16 protein-coding genes are annotated in these 15,575 nt (G+C 70.1%); 6 read left to right on the top strand and 10 right to left on the bottom strand.

The features are described 5' to 3' along the window. Complete coding sequence (locus ACIRF9_RS04060; RefSeq protein WP_403815871.1) at positions 1 to 582, top strand: TetR/AcrR family transcriptional regulator; 582 nt, start codon at positions 1 to 3, stop codon at positions 580 to 582. An 89-nt stretch (positions 583 to 671) separates the two neighbouring features. Further along, positions 672 to 1,928, top strand: coding sequence for a pyroglutamyl peptidase (locus ACIRF9_RS04055; RefSeq protein WP_403815869.1), 1,257 nt, complete (start codon positions 672 to 674; stop codon positions 1,926 to 1,928). Here the strand turns inward: ACIRF9_RS04055 and ACIRF9_RS04050 are convergent. The 4 genes from ACIRF9_RS04050 to ACIRF9_RS04035 are packed head-to-tail and all read right to left on the bottom strand — an operon-like array spanning position 1,902 to position 5,310. Then, positions 1,902 to 3,065, bottom strand: a complete 1,164-nt coding sequence (locus ACIRF9_RS04050; RefSeq protein ID WP_403815866.1) for a winged helix DNA-binding domain-containing protein — start codon at positions 3,063 to 3,065, stop codon at positions 1,902 to 1,904. The genes ACIRF9_RS04055 and ACIRF9_RS04050 overlap by 27 nt on opposite strands. 5 nt (positions 3,066 to 3,070) lie before the next feature. After that, complete coding sequence (locus ACIRF9_RS04045) at positions 3,071 to 3,685, bottom strand: LysE family translocator (RefSeq protein ID WP_403815864.1); 615 nt, start codon at positions 3,683 to 3,685, stop codon at positions 3,071 to 3,073. Continuing rightward, positions 3,682 to 4,470 (bottom strand): EI24 domain-containing protein, encoded by a 789-nt coding sequence (locus tag ACIRF9_RS04040; RefSeq protein WP_403815861.1) that lies wholly within the window; start codon positions 4,468 to 4,470, stop codon positions 3,682 to 3,684. The genes ACIRF9_RS04045 and ACIRF9_RS04040 overlap by 4 nt, the downstream gene beginning before the upstream one ends. Positions 4,471 to 4,518: 48 nt before the next feature. Further along, positions 4,519 to 5,310 (bottom strand): hypothetical protein, encoded by a 792-nt coding sequence (locus tag ACIRF9_RS04035; protein WP_403815858.1) that lies wholly within the window; start codon positions 5,308 to 5,310, stop codon positions 4,519 to 4,521. Between the two features lie 193 nt (positions 5,311 to 5,503). On the opposite strand from ACIRF9_RS04035, the gene ACIRF9_RS04030 reads away from it, so the two are divergent. Next, positions 5,504 to 6,667: a serine hydrolase domain-containing protein gene (locus ACIRF9_RS04030; protein WP_403815855.1), complete on the top strand. Its 1,164-nt coding sequence runs from the start codon at positions 5,504 to 5,506 to the stop codon at positions 6,665 to 6,667. A gap of 107 nt (positions 6,668 to 6,774) precedes the next feature. Here ACIRF9_RS04030 and ACIRF9_RS04025 read toward each other — a convergent pair whose 3' ends face one another. Continuing rightward, positions 6,775 to 7,794, bottom strand: coding sequence for an NADP-dependent oxidoreductase (locus ACIRF9_RS04025; protein ID WP_403815852.1), 1,020 nt, complete (start codon positions 7,792 to 7,794; stop codon positions 6,775 to 6,777). A 93-nt stretch (positions 7,795 to 7,887) separates the two neighbouring features. On the opposite strand from ACIRF9_RS04025, the gene ACIRF9_RS04020 reads away from it, so the two are divergent. Beyond that, positions 7,888 to 8,340 carry a MarR family winged helix-turn-helix transcriptional regulator gene (locus ACIRF9_RS04020; protein ID WP_403815849.1) on the top strand — a complete coding sequence of 151 codons (453 nt, stop codon included), beginning with the start codon at positions 7,888 to 7,890 and terminating at the stop codon, positions 8,338 to 8,340. A gap of 113 nt (positions 8,341 to 8,453) precedes the next feature. Further along, positions 8,454 to 9,332, top strand: a complete 879-nt coding sequence (locus ACIRF9_RS04015) for a prohibitin family protein (protein WP_403815846.1) — start codon at positions 8,454 to 8,456, stop codon at positions 9,330 to 9,332. A gap of 51 nt (positions 9,333 to 9,383) precedes the next feature. Here the strand turns inward: ACIRF9_RS04015 and ACIRF9_RS04010 are convergent, their stop codons facing one another. Further along, a complete protein-coding gene (locus ACIRF9_RS04010) occupies positions 9,384 to 9,587 on the bottom strand; it encodes a hypothetical protein (RefSeq protein WP_403815843.1) in 204 nt (67 codons plus the stop codon). A 229-nt stretch (positions 9,588 to 9,816) separates the two neighbouring features. Further along, complete coding sequence (gene tnpA / locus ACIRF9_RS04005; RefSeq protein ID WP_403815840.1) at positions 9,817 to 10,245, bottom strand: IS200/IS605 family transposase; 429 nt, start codon at positions 10,243 to 10,245, stop codon at positions 9,817 to 9,819. A 55-nt stretch (positions 10,246 to 10,300) separates the two neighbouring features. Here tnpA and ACIRF9_RS04000 point away from each other — a divergent pair, with 55 nt between their 5' ends. Continuing rightward, positions 10,301 to 11,428 (top strand): RNA-guided endonuclease InsQ/TnpB family protein, encoded by a 1,128-nt coding sequence (locus tag ACIRF9_RS04000; RefSeq protein WP_403815837.1) that lies wholly within the window; start codon positions 10,301 to 10,303, stop codon positions 11,426 to 11,428. A 282-nt stretch (positions 11,429 to 11,710) separates the two neighbouring features. Here ACIRF9_RS04000 and yjfF read toward each other — a convergent pair whose 3' ends face one another. Genes yjfF through ACIRF9_RS03985 form a run of 3 tightly spaced genes read right to left on the bottom strand, consistent with a single transcriptional unit; the run spans position 11,711 to position 15,371 of the window. Further along, positions 11,711 to 12,736, bottom strand: a complete 1,026-nt coding sequence (gene yjfF / locus ACIRF9_RS03995) for a galactofuranose ABC transporter, permease protein YjfF (protein ID WP_403815834.1) — start codon at positions 12,734 to 12,736, stop codon at positions 11,711 to 11,713. Beyond that, positions 12,736 to 13,842: an ABC transporter permease gene (locus ACIRF9_RS03990; RefSeq protein WP_403815831.1), complete on the bottom strand. Its 1,107-nt coding sequence runs from the start codon at positions 13,840 to 13,842 to the stop codon at positions 12,736 to 12,738. The genes yjfF and ACIRF9_RS03990 overlap by 1 nt, the downstream gene beginning before the upstream one ends. Next, entirely contained in the window at positions 13,839 to 15,371 is a 1,533-nt protein-coding gene (locus ACIRF9_RS03985; RefSeq protein WP_403815828.1) for a sugar ABC transporter ATP-binding protein, read from the bottom strand. Before ACIRF9_RS03985 ends, ACIRF9_RS03990 begins: the two co-directional genes overlap by 4 nt. Positions 15,372 to 15,575 lie beyond the last annotated feature (204 nt).

Raw genomic sequence — 15,575 nt, 5'->3', positions numbered from 1 at the left:
ATGCCGTACCGTGACGGCATGAGCGCCAGAACCAGGAGTGAGGAGCGGCGGGCCGAGATCGTCCGGGCGGCCCTGGAGGTGATCGCCGAACGCGGTTACCGGGGGGCGAGTCTGGCGGCCGTGGCCGAGCGGGTCGGGCTGACCCAGCAGGGGCTGCTGCACCACTTCCCGACCAAGGAGGCGCTGCTGGTGGCCGTCCTGAAGGAACGCGACCAGTGGGACGCCGTACCGGACAGCCAGTGGCGGGTGGACCTGCTCGCCTCGCTCGTCGAGTACAACGCGATGCGGCCCGGCATCATCCAGACCTTCTCGGCGCTGCTCGGCGAGAGCGTGACGGAGGGGCATCCGGCGCGGGAGTACTTCACCGAGCGCTACACCCGGGTGCGCGCGAGCATGGCGGCGGTCCTGCGCGCCGAGTACGGCGACCGCCTCCCCAACGGCCTCACCCCGGAGCGCACGGCCCCCCTGCTGGTGGCGGTGATGGACGGACTCCAGTACCAGTGGCTGCTGGACCCGGAGTCGGTGGACATGCCGGGGGCGTTCCGTGACTTCCTGCACCTGCTGGGCGAGCCCGTGGACTGAGAGCCTGTGTCATATCCCCGGCCGGGGATATGACACAGGCTCTGAGGGGCGCGAGGTGCGGCACGGGGCCTGTGGGGCATACAACTCCCGTGACTTCCTTACGTGTTCGTACCGGTGTCCTCGGTCTGGCCCTGCTGGCCGGCCTGTCCGTCCCCACGACCGCGACCGCCTCCGAGGCGACGCCCTCCCCCACCGTCGAGGAACAGCGGCTGGACCAGGCCGTACCGCAAGAGATCCTCGCCCGCTCCGGGTTCGACAGGGTGACCCCGCGCTTGAGTCGACTGCTGACGGCCTCGCACTCCTACGCCCAGGCGCGCCGGATCGTGGTCCGCGAGGGCGCGGCGCTGTGGCGGCGGGCCGTGGACCGGGCGCAGGGGCGGGGCCCGGCCGGCGGCGACCTCAGCCGGGACGACGACCGGCCGCTGTACTGGGCACGGCTCGGCATGACCCGCGAAGTGCGCACCTGGGAGCCCGGGTTCGGGCTCAGCGACCGGCAACGTACCGTGCTGCTGGGCGCGTTGGAGCGCACCTCACGCGGGCAGACCGACATCCGCTACCCGCAGCGGCAGGTCGGGGGAGTCAAGCGGGTGCTGGTCACCGGTTTCGACCCGTTCACCCTGGACCGGGACATCCGGATCTCCAACCCGTCCGGCGCGAGCGCCCTCGCCCTGGACGGCACGGTGATCGAGACGGCCGATGGACCGGCCCGGGTGGAGACGGCCGTGTTCCCGGTGCGCTGGCAGGACTTCGCGGAGGGGACGGTGGAGCGGACGCTGCGGCCGTATCTGCCGAAGGTGGACCTGTTCACGACCGTCAGCCAGGGGCGGATCGGGCGCTTCGACGTGGAGCGTACGAACGGTGCCTGGCGGGGCGGCTTCCCCGACAACGACAACATCGGCCGCACCGAGACGATCCCGGTCACCGACCCGGCCTCGCAGCCGCAGTGGACGACCACGACCCTGCCGTACGCCGCCATCGTCGGCGCGGGCACCGGGCGGTTCCCGGTCTACGACAACACCGCCGTCACCGAGATCCCCGCTGGGGGTGCCCCCTCTGGGGGAGGGACGGCGGCCGTGGTGCGGCCCGACGGGCCCACGGAGGGATCGACCGCCCGGGCCGGGGGCGGCGGGAACTACCTGTCCAACGAGATCGCCTACCGGGCCACGCTGCTGCGGGACCGGCTGGGGCTGCACGACACCCTGCCGGGCGGGCATGTGCACACCCCGGTCCTGCAGTTCGGCACCGGCAACACCACCGAGGTGACCGACCCGGACTTCGTGCGCAACCGGCTGGACATCATCGCCCAGGTGCGGGCGATCCTAGCCGTGGCCGTCGCTCCCCAGTAGGCGCACCTCGGCGGCGGGCGGGAGCTTGGTCCACCAGTGGGTGTGGCGGGCGTAGACCCCCGGGTCGCCGCGGTCGGTGAGGAGGGCGGTCAGGGAACGGGCCTCGGCCGCCAGGGCCTCCCAGACGTCCGGGGGGAGGGGATGGAAGGCACTCGCCTCCACTCCGCCCTCGGCCGGACGCCACACCCCCGCCACCCTGCCGTCGACGAGGAGGGTCGGCAGGACGTCTCCGTTGATACGGGTGACCAGCTTGCGGTACTCCGGCGGGATCGTCCGGGAGCGGTCGGCGTACGCCAGCAGGACGCTGTCCCACATCGGCAGGAGGCGGGGCGGGGCCGGGGTGTCGGCGGAGGGGCGGGGGGCGTCCGGGAGGTCGTAGAGGGCGGTGCCGTCGGGGGTGGCGAGGCGTTCGAGCCGGCCGTCGTCGAGGGAACGCAGGGCCTCGCGCACGGGTGCCCGCTGGATCAGGCCGAACTGCGCGATGTCCGCCACCGTCGCCGGGCCGAAGGCGGAGAGGTAGCGCAGGATCAGGGTGCGCAGGGCCTCCGGGTCCGGGACGCGGCCGGCCGGCGAGGGGCCGGGCGGGGCCGCGACGAAGGACGGGCGGGTGCCGAAGGACCAGGGGGTGCCGGTGGGGGCGTGCAGGAGCGGGGCGTAGGCCCGCAGCCCCCACCAGGCACCGGCCTTCTTCTCCGCGCCGAGGCGTTCCTCCAGCCAGGCCTCGATCTCGGCGGCGGCGCGCTGCTCCCGGGTGAACTCCAGGAGGTCCGGGAGGATGGCGTGCGCGTCGGCCGGGGTGAGGCCGGCCTCGGCGAACCGGGCGCCCAGGCGGGAGCCGTACAGCGTCTGCTGCATCGCGCCGCGAAAGGCGCGGTGGTCGTCGGCGTGGACGGCGTGCAGCGTGATCCGCATCAGGGTCGCCTTCACCACCGTACGGTCGGCGAACGCCTCGTCGAGGGCGGCCGGCCGGAAGCCGGCCACGCGGTTCCAGAGGGCGAGGTACGGGGAGGCGGGGTGCTGTGCCTGGAGGGCGACGATCCGGTGGACCGCGTCGGGGATCGCCAACGGCTCGCGAGCGAGGAGGAGTTGGCGGGCCAGGGTGGCGCGGTTGAGCTCGCCGGGGCTGACGGTCCGCACGGCGGTCAGTGCGAGGGCGCCAGGGCCAGGCTGACGCCCAGGCCCGCCAGCACCGAGCCGATGACCTTGTTGAGGACCCGCTGGCCGCGCAGCATCAAAGTGCGCATCCGGTCGTGGGAGAAGAAGGCGGCCACGACACCGAACCACAGCAGGTGGGCCAGCGCCATGAACAGTCCGTAGCCCACCTGCTGGGCGACCGGGGTGCCGGGGCTGACAACCTGGGAGAACGTGGAGACGACGAAGAGGGTCGTCTTCGGGTTGAGGACGTTGGTGAGGAAGCCGGTGCGCAGGGCGGCGAGCGGGGTCAGCTCCGTCCCGCCGGTCAGGTCGATCTCGACCTCGCCGCGGGTGCGGAAGGTGCGGACGCCGATGTAGACCAGGTAGGCCGCGCCGATCAGCTTGATGACGGTAAAGAGGAAGGTGGAGGACGCGATCAGCAGACCCACGCCGAGCATCGTGTACGTGACGTGGACGAGGACGCCGGCGGCGACTCCGGTGGCCGCGAGGAGTCCGGTACGGCGGCCGTGGAGGTAGCTGTTGCGGACGATCATCGCGAAGTCGGCGCCGGGGGCGATGACGGCCAGGACGGTGATGACGGCGACGGCGAGGGTCTCGGTCATGCGGTGAGCTCCTCCTCGGCCGCGTCCTCTCCGTCCCGGATCTCCTCGCCCAGCAGGTCACGGGCCATGAGGGTGGCGCCCGCGACCGCGCCCGGCATCAGGAACACCGCGACGACGGGGACCAGGAAGGCCAGGCCCAGGGGCGTGCCGAAGCCCCAGACGAGGCTCTTGCGGGAGCGGAGCAGGGCGAGGCGGGCCCGCAGGTCGACGTCACGGCGCTGGAGGGCCACGGCGGTGAGCTCCTCGGTGAGGAAGAAGCCGGTGACGAAGAAGCCGATCACGGGGATCACGGTCTGGCCGATGAGCGGCACGAACCCGAGGGCGAAGAGCAGGATGCCCCAGAGCGCGGCGCGGGCCAGGATGCGCAGGCTGTCACGGGCGGAGATCCACAGTTCGCGCCAGAGCGGCAGCCCGGACTCGGGTGCCGTGCCGTCGGGGGACACGTCCCGGTCGACCGCCTCGGAGAGGCTCTCGTAGAACGGCTGGCCGATGAGCAGCGTGACGGCGGTGAAGGTGAGGACGGCGAGGAGGAGGCCGAGGGCGAAGAGGACGAGGGTGAGGAAGCCGCGGAAGAGGCCCTGCCAGGGGCTCGACCAGTCGTCGGCGAAGGGCGTCGCCCAGCCGACGAAGTCCGCGCCCCACACGGCGAGCGCGACGAGCGCTCCCAGGTAGAGCACGAGCGTGATCAGACCGGGCAGCAGCCCGAATCCGTACTGCTTTCCGTTCCGGGCCACCCAACGCTGGCCCTTCAGCAGGTACTGGAAGCCCACCCCGAGATCTCGCATGGCCGAACTCTATCGGTCGTGTGCATACCATCCGCGGTCCTGGAGCGCTCACCCCGTCGGGACCGCCACCAGTACCTCCCCCTCCGCCCCCGTCGGCGACACCACCGCCGACACGCGCAGGGCCGTGGCGCGTGCCGCCCGCCCGGCCCGGGCCGCTCCCGCCAGCAGCGCGGGCTGGAGTTGCTCCAGGCCCGTCACCACCAGCTCCTCCCCCGCGACCAGCACCGGCCGGACCGCCTTCGCCGAGGCGGCCGCGGCCTCCGTGAGGTCGGCCAGGGCGGGCAGCGTGGCGCGTACGACGTCCGCTCCGGCCGTCGCCGCCCGTTCCGCGAGGGCCACCTGGACGGGCATCAGGGGCGCCACGGCCGCCGTGAGGGCGTCGGCGATGCGGCGCAGTTCCGGGGAGGAGTCGCGCAGGACGTCCGCCGTCGCGCGGAGCACCGGAGAGAAGGCGAGCAGCGCGCCCGCCGCCAGGCCGGCGCCCGCCGGGACCAGCGGCGAGCTCGCCTCGATCAGCTCGCCCAGCGCCGCCGCGCACTCCTGCACCGCCGGTTCCACGGCGTCCAGCACCGGCACCAGGTGGTCGCCGAGGGCCGCGACGATCCGGTACAGGGCCTCCTGCGCCTCCGGGGAGGCGGCGCTCGCCTCCGCGAGCTGCGCGGTCGTCCGTCGCAGCATGCGCAGCGTCTCCAGGCCCGAACCGTCCCTGGGATCGAGGGTGTTGATCGCGATCCTGGTGAGGTTGCCCGCCGTGTCGAGGAGTTGGCCGGTGATGTCGGTCGTGCTGCGGGCCATGCGCAGCACGTCGTCCCTGCTGGGGAGGGAAGGGATCGTCGCCATGAACTCCTCCTGGCCGCCTCGCACGCACCCGATGCCCTCAGCATGCCCATTCCCGGCACCCCTCGTAGGCCATCCGGGGTATCGGTGACACCAACCCTCGGTTGGTGCAGTTGAGTCGAACGGGTACACCTCGCCGTACCGATCTCCGGAAGCAACGATCCCGGTCACACAGCGGCTGAAGTTGGGGAGAGCGATGACGCACCAGATCCATGGCACCGTCGCCGACGGCTACGAAGCCGTGCGGGAGGAGTTCGCCGCGTTCGTGGCGGAGGAGACGGCGCAGCGGCCGGACTACGAGGGCCAGTTGTGCGCGCATGTGCACGGCCGGCGGGTCGTCGACCTGTGGGCCGGGCAGGAGGCGGGCGCCGACTCCCTGTACGGCGTCTACTCGTCGACGAAGGGCGCGGCCCATCTGGTGGTCGCGCTGCTCGTCCAGGACGGCACCCTCGAACTGGACCGCAAGGTCACCTACTACTGGCCGGAGTTCGCGGCCGAGGGCAAGGGCCAGCTGACGCTGCGCGAGCTGGTCGCGCACCGGGCCGGGGTGGTCGGCACGGACACCGGTTTCTCGCCGCAGGAGCTGGCCGACGACCGGCAGATCGCCGAACGCCTCGCCGACCAGCGGCCGTTCTGGCGCCCGGGCACCGCCTTCGGCTACCACGGGCTGGTCATCGGCGCGCTCACCGGCGAGGTCGTACGGCGGGCCACGGGCCGTACGCTCCAGGAGGTGTACGAGGAGCGGGTGCGCGCCCCGTACGGGCTGGACTTCTTCCTGGGGCTGCCCGCCGCGCACGAGCCGCGGTTCCGCACCGCCCTGCCGATGGCGCCGACGGCCGAGCAGCGGGCGCTGCTGGACTCCCTGCCGAACGGGCCGCACACGCTGGCCGCGATCGCCTTCAACCGGCACGCCGCCGAGCCCACCGACCTGGAACTCCTGCCGAACGATCCGCTGATCCGGGCCAAGGGGCCGGCCTCGGTGGGCGGGGTCGCCTCGGCGCGCGGGCTGGCGGGGCTGTACGCGGCGGCGATCAGCGAGGTGGAGGGGAAGGCGCCGCTGCTGAAGGAGGACACGGCGGCGGAGTTCGGGCAGTTCCACTCGGTGGGCTACGACCTGGTGGCCCGCGCCCACAAGTCGTACGGGCTGGGCTTCCAGGCGACGGCGGACACCTGGCACCCGTTCCTCGGTGCCGGGGCGTTCGGGCACAGCGGGGCGGGCGGCTGCCAGGCCTTCGCGGATCCGCGCAGCGGGCTGGCCTACGGGTACACACGGCGCCGGTTCGCGTTCCCGGGCGGGGCGGCGGCGGAGAACAACCGCCTGGCGGCGGCGGTGCACCGCGCGGCGCTCGTCACCGGGTGACGTGAAGGCGAGGGCCGCACCCCACGTCCAGGGGTGCGGCCCTCGTCGTACGCAACGACCGCCACCGGGCGGGCGTCACGCGGGAGTTTCGCGGAGGGGCGGCCGGGTCAGATCTTGACGATCATCTTTCCGGTGTTGTCGCCGCGCAGGACGCCGAGGAACGCCTCCAGGTTGTTCTCGATGCCCTCGACGACCGTCTCGCGGTACTTGAGCTCGCCCGAGCGGATCCAGGCGCCGACCTCCTGGACGAACTGCGGCTGCAGGTCGTAGTGGTCGCCGACCAGGAGGCCCTCGATGCGGCCGCGGGTCTGGATGAGACGGGCGAGGTTCTTCGGGCCGGGGGCGGGCTCGGTGTTGTTGTAGACGGAGATCATGCCGCAGATCGCGATCCGGCCGCCCTGGTTGAGGGAGCCGATGGCGGCCTCCAGGTGGTCGCCGCCGACGTTGTCGAAGTAGACGTCGATCCCGTCCGGCGCGGCCTCGCGCAGCTGCTCGCTCACCGGGCCGTTCTTGTAGTTGAACGCGGCGTCGAAGCCGTACTCCTCGACGAGGAGCTTGACCTTGTCGTCGGACCCGGCGGAGCCGATGACCCGGGAGGCGCCCTTCAGCTTGGCGATCTGCCCGACCTGGCTGCCGACGGCACCGGCGGCGCCGGAGACGAAGACGGAGTCGCCCTCCTTGAAGGCGGCGGTGCGCAGGAGGCCGGCGTAGGCGGTGAGGCCGGTCATGCCGAGGACGCCGAGGTAGGTGGACAGGGGCGCGGCCTCGGGGTCGACCTTGACGGCCTGCTTGGCGTCGAAGGTGGCGTACTCGCGCCAGCCGCCGAAGTGCAGGACGTGGTCACCGACGGCGATCCCCTCGGCACCGGAGGCGACGACCTCGCCGACCGCCCCGCCCTGCATGGCCTTGCCCAGCTCGAAGGGGGCGACGTACGACTTCGCGGCGCTCATGCGGCCGCGCATGTACGGGTCGACGGAGACGTACGCGTTGCGCACGAGCACCTCACCGGGGCCGGGCTGCCGGATCTCCGCCTCGGCCAGCTCGAAGTCCTCGGGCTTCGGCCAGCCGACGGGGCGGCTGAGCAGACGCCATTCGCGGCTGGTGGCGGGGAGGGCGGAGTCAGTCATGGGGGGCGCCTTTCACATCAAAAGCTTCACTACCTGAAACAACCATGCGCCTGAATATTTCAGGTTGTCAAGTAAAGAGGTATCCTCGGACCCATGGCCACCTCACAACGGACCCCCCTGCCCGACGCCCTGACCCTGGAGGTCGTCGAGCTGATCGGCGAGGTCGTGGCCCGCTTCTACGAGGACTACGAGGAGGCGGCCGCGGACCACACCCTCACCGGCGCCCAGGCCCGGCTGCTCAGCCTGCTCTCCCTCGAACCGCTCCCCATGCGCAAGCTCGCCCAGAAGCTGAAGTGCGAGCCGTCCAACGTCACCGGCATCGTCGACCGCCTGGAGTCCCGGGGCCTGGTCGAGCGCCGCCCGGACCCGGCCGACCGCCGCGTGAAGCTCGCCGCGGCGACGGAGGAGGGGCGCAGGGTCGCCAAGGGCCTGCGCGAATCGCTGCGCTTCGCCCGCGAGCCGCTGGCGGGGCTCGAGGAGCAGGAGCGGGTGGTGTTGCGGGGGTTGCTGCAGCGGATGCTGGCGGCGGAGGCGAACGGCGCCTGACATCGCCGTGAATCGCTGATGTCCAAGGGTCCCGACCCATTACGGCCCGGGGATCGTGCCCAATACGATGCGCTGCGCCGCGCGTTCGCGTCCGGAGGGGGATTCCTGTGTTCGTGCTGTCCATTCTGCTGCTCATAGCGGCGGTCGTGCTGTTCTTCGTCGGCCGCGGCCGCACCGCCGGCTGGAAGATCGGGGCGGCGCTCAGCGCCGTGGGAGGCGTGCTGTTCGGCATCTTCTCGTGCGTGCACGTCGTCAGCGCCTACGAGGTCGGCGTGCCGGTGACCTTCGGCAAGGTCGGCGAGCCGCTGACCTCCGGTATCCAGTTCAAGTCGCCGTTCACCGACGTCACGTCCTTCTCGACCCGTCCGGTCGACCTCAACCTCTACGACAAGGACGTGGTCGAGGTCCGCTCCTCGCAGGGCGGGGTGCTGTACGCGGACGTCACCATCAAGTGGGCCGTGGTGCCGGCGAAGGCGATCGACCTGTACCGGCTGGCGGGCAACGCGGAGGGCGTCCAGGCGCGGCTGGTGCTGCCGGACAGCCGCGAGATCATCCGCAACGTCTTCGCGAAGCACACCAGCGAGGAGGGCTACGCCTCCGCCCGCGAGCAGATCGGCGCGGAGATCGCCGACTCCGTCAGGCAGCGCCTGGCACCGCGCGGCATCGACGTCACCGCCGTCAACCTGCGCAATGTGAGGCCGTCGGACAAGCTGCAGGACCAGATCGACAAGAAGATCCAGCAGGAGCAGGCCACCGAGCGTTCCCTGGAGGCCGCCCGCACGGCCAAGGCGGAGGCCGAGCGCAAGCGCATCGAGGCGGAGGGCATCGCCCGCGCCAACAAGATCATCGAGAAGTCGCTCAGCGACAAGGTGCTGTACAACCAGTGCCTGGAGGCCTACAAGGAGGCCGCCAAGGCCAACCCGGTCTACGCGGTGCCCTGCGGCACGGACTCGAACGGCACGCCGGTGATCGTGGACAACGGCAAGGACTAGCCCGGCCAGTGTGCCGCGAGGGTCGGCCCCGGCTTTCGCCGGAGCCTTCCCTCAGTCGTCCGAGCTCGACTGGTTGCCCGAGTTCGAGTTCGATCTCCGGCTGCTTCTGGACATCGCGCGGACCACCTCGCCCAGCACCAGCACCACCGCGGCCACGGCGCGGACCCAGCGGGGGCCGCCGCGCGATGCCCACACGACGCAGACGCATCCGCCTATCACGAACACCAGCAGACCGATCAGGACGACTATCTCCACGTTTTCCTCTTTCTTGTCTCCGCAGCCCCTGCGCCGTCGTACACGTTCGCAGGCCAGGCCCGGTTCCCGTTAATCCGTCGACAGAGCGCCGAACGGACTGTCAGGCTCCGGGCATGACCTACCGGTGACCTTGGTCAGTGCCCCCGCGTCACGCGGGACGGTGTAGGCCATCTCAGAATTACTCTGACCTCGGCTTGAGGCACGGATCTGCGCTGTTGGCCTCAGCCGGTCAGGTGGGGCGCTGTTGGTTCTCGATGTACTGGCGTACGACGGTCAGCGGTGCCCCGCCGCAGCTCCCGGCGAAGTATGAGCGAGACCAGAAGTGCCCGTGCATGATGGCGCGGTTGACCTGGTCGGTGTACTCGAACCGCAGACGGCGGGAGGAGACGCCCTTGAGGGAGTTGACCAGCTTGGAGAGCTGGACCTTCGGCGGGTAGTGCACCAGCAGGTGGACATGGTCACGCTCGCCGTTGAACTCCTTCAGCTCCGCCTCGAAGTCGGCGCACACGGCCCGCATGATCTCTTCGCAGCGTTCCAGCATCTCAGGCGTGAACACGCCGCGCCGGTACTTCGTGACAAACACCAAGTGCACATGAAGGTTATAGACGACGTGAGCTGACCTGCGAATATCGGGGGATTCTTCCCAGCGTGGTGACATGCGCCAATGCGATGCTGCTGATTGTCTGGGCCAACGCGTGGCAAAGGAGGGGAAGTTGAAGCGTCAGCGTGGCCACAAGGCGCGCCTGCACCTGACCCCCTCCCAACTCACAGCGGCCGACGAGCAGGGGCACGCGGCCCGCACCATGTGCCTCAAGACGTACTTCCGCGCCTGGGTGAACTGCTGGGAAGGCCGGGCCGGCGAACCGAACTTCAAGGCCCGGTTCCGCTCCCGCATGGCCATCGACATCCCCCAGGGACGCGACCTGCAGATCGTGCGCCTGAGCCGCCGGTGGGGCCGCATGTGGGCACCAAAGATCGGGCACGTGCTGTTCCGCTGGACCAAAGGCCTCCCCGTCGGCAAGCGCGCCAACAAGTCGAACAAGGTCACCGGCGCCCGGCTGGTGAAGGAGGCCGACGGCTGGCACGTCGTCTTCCGCGTCCAGACCGAGGTACCCGACCCCGAGCCGCACACCGGCCCCACGGTCGGCATCGACCGGGGCATCACCAAGCCCCTCGCCCTCTCCGACGGCACGTTCCGCGGACACGGGGACTGGCTGACGCCTGGCGAGAGTGAACGTCTGCGCCGCCTGGAGAAGGAGTCCGCCCGCAAACGCCATGCCCGCAATAAGGGCGAGAAGACTTCCAGGCGTCTCGCCCGCATCTATGACCAGATCGCCCGGCTCCGCGCAAAAGCCAAGCGCCGGGCCGTCGACTGGCAGCACAAGACCACCACCAATATCGCCGAGACGTTCTCCCGGGCCGCAGTGGAAGACCTGGCCATCACCAACATGGTCAAGTCCGCCAAGGGCACTGTGGAAGCCCCCGGTACCCGCGTCCGCCAGAAGGCAGGACTCAACCGCTCCATCGCCCAGGAAGCATGGGGCCGCACGGTCACCCTCCTCGAATACAAGATGGCCGACCGAGGCGGAATCGTGGTGAACGTGCCCGCACCGAACACCTCGCGCCGCTGCTCGGCCTGCGGCTTCATCACCCTCGGCAGCCGGGAGACCCAAGCACGCTTCGTGTGCAAGAACCCCGACTGCGGTTTCGAGTGCAACGCGGACACCAACGCATCAAGGAACATCGATCACGCCGCCGGACTGGCGGTGTCAGGGCGTGGAGCCGTAGCCGATGGGCAGGCTGAGAAGCGTCAACCACCCACTCAGCCGCACGCGGCCTGAGAAGGGATTCCGCCCCGTTCACGGGGCGGAGGAAGTCAAGGAATCGAGAACCCCACCGCTCGGTGAGCGGCCTGTACGACCACGCCCTGCGGCTGATGAGCGAGTCCCCGAACGAGCCGCCGCCCCGGCATGGTCACACCCTTCCATACGCCCGGGTGTCAGGCGGCAGCCGCCGACGGGCCGAGGAGCTGGGGTACCGCTGGCCTTACGACAGCTGAAAAGGCCCTCCCCGGCGGGGAGGGCCTTTTCAGCTCAGGCCTGCTCAGGCCTGCTCAGGTGCGCTCAGGCCTTCTTGCGGGTCGTCATGAACCGCTGGACCAGGATGAACACGCACAGCAGCACACCGGTGGCGATCTTCGTCCACCAGGAGCTGAGCGTGCCCTCGAACTGGATGATGCTCTTGATCAGGCCCAGCACCAGCACGCCGAACAGGGTTCCCAGCACATAGCCGGAGCCACCCGTGAGCAGCGTGCCGCCGATGACGGCCGCGGCGATCGCGTCGAGTTCCATACCGGTCGCGTGCAGCGGGTCGCCCGACTGGATGTAGAGGGTGAACAGGAGACCCGCCAGCGCCGAGCAGAACCCGCTCACGGTGTACACGGCGATCTTCGTGCCGCCCTGCGGGAGACCCATGAGCATGGCGGACTGCTCGTTGCCGCCGATGGCGTACACCCGGCGCCCGAAGCGGGTGTAGTGCAGGACGTAGAACGCCACGGCCAGGACGACCAGCGAGACGATCGCGCCGATCGACAGGAATCCCATCCCCAGCGACACCTGCGCCTGGGCCATGCTGCTCACCGAGGAGTCGCTGATGGAGATCGACTCCTTGCTGATGACCAGGCACAGACCACGGAAGAGGAAGAGGCCGGCGAGGGTCACGATGAAGGGCTGGATCTCGAAGTTGTGGATCACATAGCCCATCAGGAAACCGCCGAAGGCGCCCACCGCCAGCGCCATGGGGATCACGACCACGATCGGCAGTCCCTGGCGCTCCACCAGCCAGGCCGTGAACATCGTCGTGAAGCCGATCACCGAGCCGACGGACAGGTCGATGCCGCCGGACAGGATGACGAAGGTGACACCGACGGCGGCGACCAGCAGATAGCCGTTGTCGATGAACAGGTTCAGGAAGACCTGCGGTTCGGCGAACCCGTAGTACTGGTAGCGGCTCAGGCCCACGCCGTACATCACGAGGAACAGCAGGGCCGTCGCCGCGACGGGCAGGCGCCGGTCGGCGAGCAGCCGCGTGGCCCTGGACGGCGTACGGCTGTCCGGGGCGGCCTGGGGGCTCTGGGTGGTCGTGGTCATCACGACACCTCCATCTTGGGAGCGTCGGCGGGCGTGGTGGTGTCCGCCGGGGCGGCGGCCGGCCGGGCGCTTCCCTTGGCACCGAACCTCGCACCGAACTTCGCGCCGAAGACCTTGGTGCGGAACTTCGGGGACTGCAGCAGACAGACGACGATGACGACGGCGGCCTTGAAGACCAGGTTGGTCTGGGTGGGGACGCCGATGGTGTAGATCGTGGTGGTCAGGGTCTGGATGACGAGGGCGCCGACCACCGTGCCGCCGATGGAGAACCGGCCGCCCAGGAGCGAGGTGCCGCCGATCACCACGGCGAGGATCGCGTCGAGCTCGATCCACAGGCCGGCGTTGTTGCCGTCGGCGGCGGAGGTGTTGGAGCTGATCATCAGGCCCGCGATGCCGGCGCACACGGCGCAGAACACGTACACCATGATCTTGATGCGGGCGGACCTGATGCCGACCAGCCGGCTGGCCTCGGCGTTGCCGCCGACCGACTCCACGAGCAGGCCGAGCGCGGTGCGGCGGGTCAGCGCCACGGTGACGGCCACGACCACGGCGACGACGAAGATGGAGAAGGGCAGCGTCAGCCAGTAGCCGCCGCCGATCAGCTTGTACGGCTCGCTGTTGATGGTGATGATCTGGCCGTCGGTGATGAACTGGGCGACCCCGCGTCCGGCGACCATGATGATCAGCGTGGCGATGATCGGCTGGATGCCCATCCGGGCGACCAGGAAGCCGTTCCACAGACCGCACACGACCGCGGCCAGCAGACCGAGGCCCATCGCGAGCAGCACCCCGGACAGGGCGTCCTGGTCGGCCTGGTCGCTGATGTAGGAGCAGGTCAGCGCGCCGGTGATGGCGACCACGGCGCCGACGGAGAGATCGATGCCGCCGGTGGCGATGACCAGGGTCATGCCGACCGCGACCAGGATGAGGGGCGATCCGAACAGCACGATCGAGACGAGGCTGCCGTAGAGGTGGCCGTCCGTCATCTTGATCGAGAAGAAGTCGGGGGTGAACGGGACGTTGACGAGCAGCAGGAGGATCAGGACCGCGACCGGCCAGAAGAGCTGGTGGTGCGTCAGTGCTCGCCAGCGGGAGGTGGTGGTCACTGGTGTTCTCCGCTCGCGATGGTCTCGAGGATCTTGCTGGTGGTGATCTCGGGCCCGTTGGTGATCCGCGCCACCAGCCGGCGGTCGCGCAGCACTCCGATGGTGTGGCTGAGCCGGAGTACCTCCTCCAGCTCCGCGGCGATGTACAGCACGGACATGCCGTCCTCGGAGAGCGAGACGACGAGTTTCTGGATCTCCGCCTTGGCGCCGATGTCGATGCCGCGGGTGGGCTCGTCGAGGATCAGCAGCTTGGGCTGGGTGATCAGCCAGCGGGCCAGCAGCACCTTCTGCTGGTTGCCGCCGCTGAGCTGGCCGACCCGTGCCTCGGGGTTGGCGGGGCGGATGTCGAGGGCCTTGATGTACTTGGCGACCAGTTCGTCGCGCTGGGCGGCCGGGACGGGCCGGGTCCAGCCGCGGGCGGCCTGCAGGGCCAGGATGATGTTCTCCCGCACCGTCAGGTCGGGCACCAGCCCCTCGGTCTTGCGGTTCTCGGAGCAGAAGGCGACCCCGGCGCGGATCGCGTCGTTCGGGGCGCTCAGCGAGACCCGCTTGCCGTCGACGGTCACCGTGCCGCTGTCGGGCTGGTCGGCGCCGAAGAGCAGCCGGGCGAGTTCGGTGCGGCCCGAGCCGAGCAGCCCGGCGAGCCCGATCACCTCGCCCTTGTCGATCTCCAGGTCGAAGGGGGCGACGCCGCCGGTCCGGCCCAGTCCGTCGGCCTTCAGCAGGGTCTCGCCCGCGTCGGAGTGCAGCTGGTGCTCGTGGAGTTCCTCGAGCTGGCCCATGGCCTTGCCGAGCATGAGCTGGACGAGGCCGACCTGGTCGAGGTCGCGCACCAGGTGCTCGCCCACGAGGGTGCCGTTGCGCAGGACGGTCATCCGGTCGCAGACCTCGTAGATCTGGTCGAGGAAGTGCGAGACGAAGAGGATCGCCACGCCCTCGTCCTTCAACCGCCGCATCAGGGCGAACAGTTGGAGGACCTCGTCACGGTCGAGGCTGGAGGTCGGCTCGTCGAGGATCAGCACCTTGGTGCCGGCTCCCTCGCCGTCGCTGGTGCCCAACGACCGTACGATCGCGACCAGTTGCTGCACGGCCAGCGGGTACGAGGACAGCGGGGCGGTCACGTCGATGTCGAGGCCGAGCCGGTCCACGAGCTCCGCCGCCTCCTGGCGCAGCCGCTTCCACTGGATGCGGCCGAACCGGGTCGGTTCGCGGCCGATGAAGATGTTCTCCGCCACCGACAGGTTCGGGCAGAGGTTGACCTCCTGGTAGACCGTGCTGATGCCGGCCTGCTGGGCCTGGAGCGGACTGGCGAACCGCACGGACTTTCCGTCCAGCGTGATCGTGCCGCCGTCCAGGGAGTAGACCCCCGTCAGCACCTTGATGAGGGTGGACTTGCCCGCGCCGTTCTCGCCCATCAGGGCGTGGATCTCGCCGGGGAAGAGCCGGAAGTCGACGTCCGACAGAGCCCGTACCCCCGGGAACTCTTTGACTATGCCCGCCATTTCCAGGACGGGCTGCGGCTCTGTCATACCTCTCCTAGTGAGGGACCCACCGGCTTCGCCCGGCGGGGGAATTCATTGCGTGTTAGCGTGATTACGCCCTGCAAGGGGCCGGTTCGGGCTGGACCGCAGCTTTCGGGCTGGAAGCCCCTTCGGGGGCGGAGTCACGGCAGTGCTCCTTGTGAGAGAGATATCGAGCCACTGCAGGCCCACAGGGCCCGGCCGACCGACATT

Origin of the sequence: Streptomyces sp. NPDC096132 (genome assembly GCF_044763345.1) — a bacterium.
GTDB lineage: Bacteria > Actinomycetota > Actinomycetes > Streptomycetales > Streptomycetaceae > Streptomyces.
Note: the sequence above shows the minus strand (reverse complement) of the source record. Positions and strands in the feature narration are given on the sequence as shown.

Coding starts and splice junctions, on each gene's coding strand:
- ACIRF9_RS04060 (WP_403815871.1), top strand. CDS start 1: ATGCCGTACCGTGACGGCATGAGCGCCAGAACCAGGAGTGAGGAGCGG.
- ACIRF9_RS04045 (WP_403815864.1), bottom strand. CDS start 3,685: ATGACCGAGACCCTCGCCGTCGCCGTCATCACCGTCCTGGCCGTCATC.
- ACIRF9_RS04040 (WP_403815861.1), bottom strand. CDS start 4,470: ATGCGAGATCTCGGGGTGGGCTTCCAGTACCTGCTGAAGGGCCAGCGT.
- ACIRF9_RS04035 (WP_403815858.1), bottom strand. CDS start 5,310: ATGGCGACGATCCCTTCCCTCCCCAGCAGGGACGACGTGCTGCGCATG.
- ACIRF9_RS04030 (WP_403815855.1), top strand. CDS start 5,504: ATGACGCACCAGATCCATGGCACCGTCGCCGACGGCTACGAAGCCGTG.
- ACIRF9_RS04025 (WP_403815852.1), bottom strand. CDS start 7,794: ATGACTGACTCCGCCCTCCCCGCCACCAGCCGCGAATGGCGTCTGCTC.
- ACIRF9_RS04020 (WP_403815849.1), top strand. CDS start 7,888: ATGGCCACCTCACAACGGACCCCCCTGCCCGACGCCCTGACCCTGGAG.
- tnpA (WP_403815840.1), bottom strand. CDS start 10,245: ATGTCACCACGCTGGGAAGAATCCCCCGATATTCGCAGGTCAGCTCAC.
- yjfF (WP_403815834.1), bottom strand. CDS start 12,736: ATGACCACGACCACCCAGAGCCCCCAGGCCGCCCCGGACAGCCGTACG.
- ACIRF9_RS03985 (WP_403815828.1), bottom strand. CDS start 15,371: ATGACAGAGCCGCAGCCCGTCCTGGAAATGGCGGGCATAGTCAAAGAG.